This window comes from Nonomuraea terrae, from assembly GCF_004348995.1.
Classification (GTDB): Bacteria; Actinomycetota; Actinomycetes; order Streptosporangiales; family Streptosporangiaceae; genus Nonomuraea; species Nonomuraea terrae.
In genome coordinates this window covers 1-3,003 of the sequence record NZ_SMKQ01000399.1, presented here as the reverse complement: position 1 = coordinate 3,003, position 3,003 = coordinate 1, and the positions used below count along the sequence as shown (strand labels likewise).

The following is a 3,003-nucleotide window of genomic DNA, read 5'->3' as shown; positions in this document are numbered from 1 at the left end:
CTCCGGACCCACCCAACCCGGGCCTTTCGCCGGGGCCCACGGACCGCCTTTCGCCCGGACCCACGGACCTGCGCCTTCCCCCCTGGACCCATCGGACCCTGGCCTTTCCGCCATACCTGCGGGCGCTCGGCTACGGCTGTCTTTCGGTTAGGCGAGCGCCGGCCGGTTCGGTGGAGGCGAGCGCCACCCGATCGGGCGAAGCAAGGGCGGACCGCTTCCCCATTGACCCCGCCCGGGCGTTGCTCCACGGCAAGGTCTCGGCCGCGTTCCCGGCCACCCCGGCACCCGCCCGACTGAGCAACACCCTCCTACGGTCGCTTCCGCGCAACCGGCCCGTCCACAGCCACCTTTCTGCCTGACCTCCCACCGCCCGGCGTCCGGCTTACGGCCGAGCTGGCCCGCGGTCGTCGACGAGGGATCCGTTGTCTCTCAGCGGGGACTGCCTGCTGGGGTGACCTCCTCTGTTGGACCGCGGTCGTCTGCGGGGGCGACCTCGTTCTGTCGGACCGGCTGCGTACGGTGGGGGCATGTACGCCGAACGGTCCGCAACCCCCGACCTCGCCGGCCGCGTCGCGTGCGAGTGGGTGCACATCAGCGAGACGGTGGGCAGCCGGCTCGTGGTGCCCGACGCGTGCGTCGACCTCATCTGGGGGCCCGAGGGCCTGTTCGTGGCCGGCCCCGACACCGGCCCCATGCCCGCGGCCGTCGGGCCGGGCGAGGTGCTGGCGGGCATCCGCTTCCGGCCCGGTGCGGCGGGCGGCGTCTTCGGCCTCCCGCTCCCTGAGCTCCGCGACCAGCGCGTCGCCCTCAGCGACCTCCCGGACGTCCTCACCGTCACGGACGCCCTGCTCCCCACCACCGACGTCCCGCATGTCCTCTCCCTGGCCGAGCTTCCCGCCGTCCTGACCCACCCCGGTCCGCGCGCCCTCGACGAAGCGGCGTCGCACACGCTCACGCTCGACGGGCCGACGTCGCCGGGAGCCGTCTTCGACGGGCCCGCGCCCCGTGCGCGCGCCTTCGCCGGATCCGCCTCGGTCGAGGAGGCCTTCGGGCCGGCACCGCGTCGGCGTGGGTTCACCAGGTCCGCGTCCGGTGGAGAGGCCCTCGACAGGCCGACGTCGGATGGGCGTGCCTTGGCCGGGACCGCGTCCGGCGGGGGAGCCGCCGACAGGCGAGGGTCGCGCGGGAGAGCCTTGACCGGGTCCACATCGAGTGGGAGAGCCTTCGACGGATCGGCGTCTCATGCCCGAGGCGTCTACGCGTCCGCTCGCGGGGATGCCGTCGACGTCGAGGCGCGGCTCGACCTGATGCGGGCCGCGGTCCGGAGCCGGCTGACGAGGATGGGGCCGGGCGCGACCGACCCGGCCGCCCCCGCCATCGCCGCGGCCCTGCGCGCGGGCCGCTCGGTCGCCGAGGTGGCAAGGGACCTGGGATACAGCGAGCGCCAGCTCCACCGCCGCGGCCTGACCGCGTTCGGCTACGCGCCGAAGACCCTCCAGCGCATCCTCCGCTTCCAGCACGCCCTGCGGCTGGCCCGCGCGGGCGTCCCGTTGGCCGAGGTGGCCGTCACGGCGGGCTACGCCGACCAGGCCCACCTGGCCCACGACGTCAGACGCCTCAGCGGCGTACCGATGCGCAGCCTCCTGTCACCCGCGCGGGCGGCCTGACACGAGCGCCTGCGCCCACCCGGCGCTTGGGTCGCTGTCGATCAGCACCGCCCGCGTCAGCAAACTCAGCGGGATCGCGAGGATCGCGCCCAGCGGTCCCAGCACGAACGTCCAGACGATCAGCGAGACGAACGTCATCGTCGTCGTGAGCCCCACGGCATCCCCCAGGAATTTCGGCAGGATGAACGACTGCGTGACGACGTTGATGACGCTGTAGGCCACGATGACCAGCACCATCGTCTGCACACCGCCGTCCAGCAGGGCGAGCATGGTCGGCGGCAGCAGCGCGATGACGAACCCGATGTTCGGGATGTAGTTGGCGATGAGCGCGAGCACACCCCACAGCAGCGGCAACGGCACGTCCAGCAGCGACAGCGCGAGCATGTCGAGCACCGCGTTGATCAGCCCGAAGACCGTCGAGACGATCAGGTAACGCCGAGTCTTGTGCGCGAACGTCCGCAGCGCCGTCACCAGCTGCGGCCGGCTGCCCCCGCCGCTGGTGAGGACCTTCGCCGTGATCGGCGCGTCGAGCGACATCGCCAGCAGCAGAATCACGACGAGGAACAACGCCGACAACACCCCGATCAGGCTGCCGAGCAGGATCTGCACCAGCCCCAGCACCCGCCCTGGGTCGAACGCCTCCAGCCCCCGGTTGAGCACCTCGTTGCTGATCCCGTGCGCGGCGGCCCACGCCTGGGCGTCGGCCAGCAGCCTCTCGAACTGCGTGGTGTACGTGGGCAGCAGCGCGGCGAGCTCGGTGGCCGAGATGGTCAGGATGCCCACCATGCCGAGCAGCACGAGCACGACGATGAGGAACGGCACCGCCACCTGAAGCCAGACGGGCGCCCGCCGGGCGGCGAGCCAGCTGCGTACGGGTGAGACGGCGATCACGAGGACGAGCGCGAGCACGACAGGACCGGCGATGGACGCGACCTCGCGGATCCCGAACAGCACGACCACCGCCGCCGCCATGCCCAGCAGGATGGTGAGCGCCCTGGGCAGGGGTTGATCTGGCACGCCCCCCTACCTACCCGCGGTGCGGGCGCGAACCGTCGATTTGACGGTTCCGGGAGGCGTACATAGAGTTCACCAGTCCCCACGAGAACGGCGTTGATCGTCGCGCTCACTTGGGGGCGACCTCCAGACTTCATCGTGACGGTGAGGCGTGCGCGTCCACTCCGAACGGCTGGTAAGTTTGAGGGGTTGTCTCCGAAAGGGGGCAGGCTTAATTCCCGCAGATCGAGCAAGTCCGGTCAATTTGACAGGAACTTGAACGGCTGAAAGAATAAAGCCACAACGAAAGACGAAATGAACGCCTCCGAGCGGGGATCACGAG

At 71.1% G+C, this 3,003-nt stretch carries 2 protein-coding genes; one reads left to right on the top strand and one right to left on the bottom strand.

Annotated elements, in window-relative coordinates; all coding sequences use genetic code 11:
* The first annotated feature begins 527 nt into the window (after positions 1-527).
* The gene (locus E1286_RS51070; RefSeq protein ID WP_246075763.1) at positions 528-1,667 is read left to right on the top strand and encodes a helix-turn-helix domain-containing protein; all 1,140 of its coding nucleotides are present in this window, start codon (positions 528-530) and stop codon (positions 1,665-1,667) included.
* Here the strand turns inward: E1286_RS51070 and E1286_RS46810 are convergent.
* Positions 1,647-2,684 (bottom strand): AI-2E family transporter, encoded by a 1,038-nt coding sequence (locus E1286_RS46810; protein WP_246075762.1) that lies wholly within the window; start codon positions 2,682-2,684, stop codon positions 1,647-1,649. The two genes, E1286_RS51070 and E1286_RS46810, sit on opposite strands and share 21 nt — an antisense overlap.
* Positions 2,685-3,003: the final 319 nt, after the last annotated feature.

What these genes read in the sequence shown, in the direction of transcription:
- E1286_RS51070 (WP_246075763.1), top strand. Translation starts at nt 528, where the DNA reads ATGTACGCCGAACGGTCCGCAACCCCCGACCTCGCCGGCCGCGTCGCG.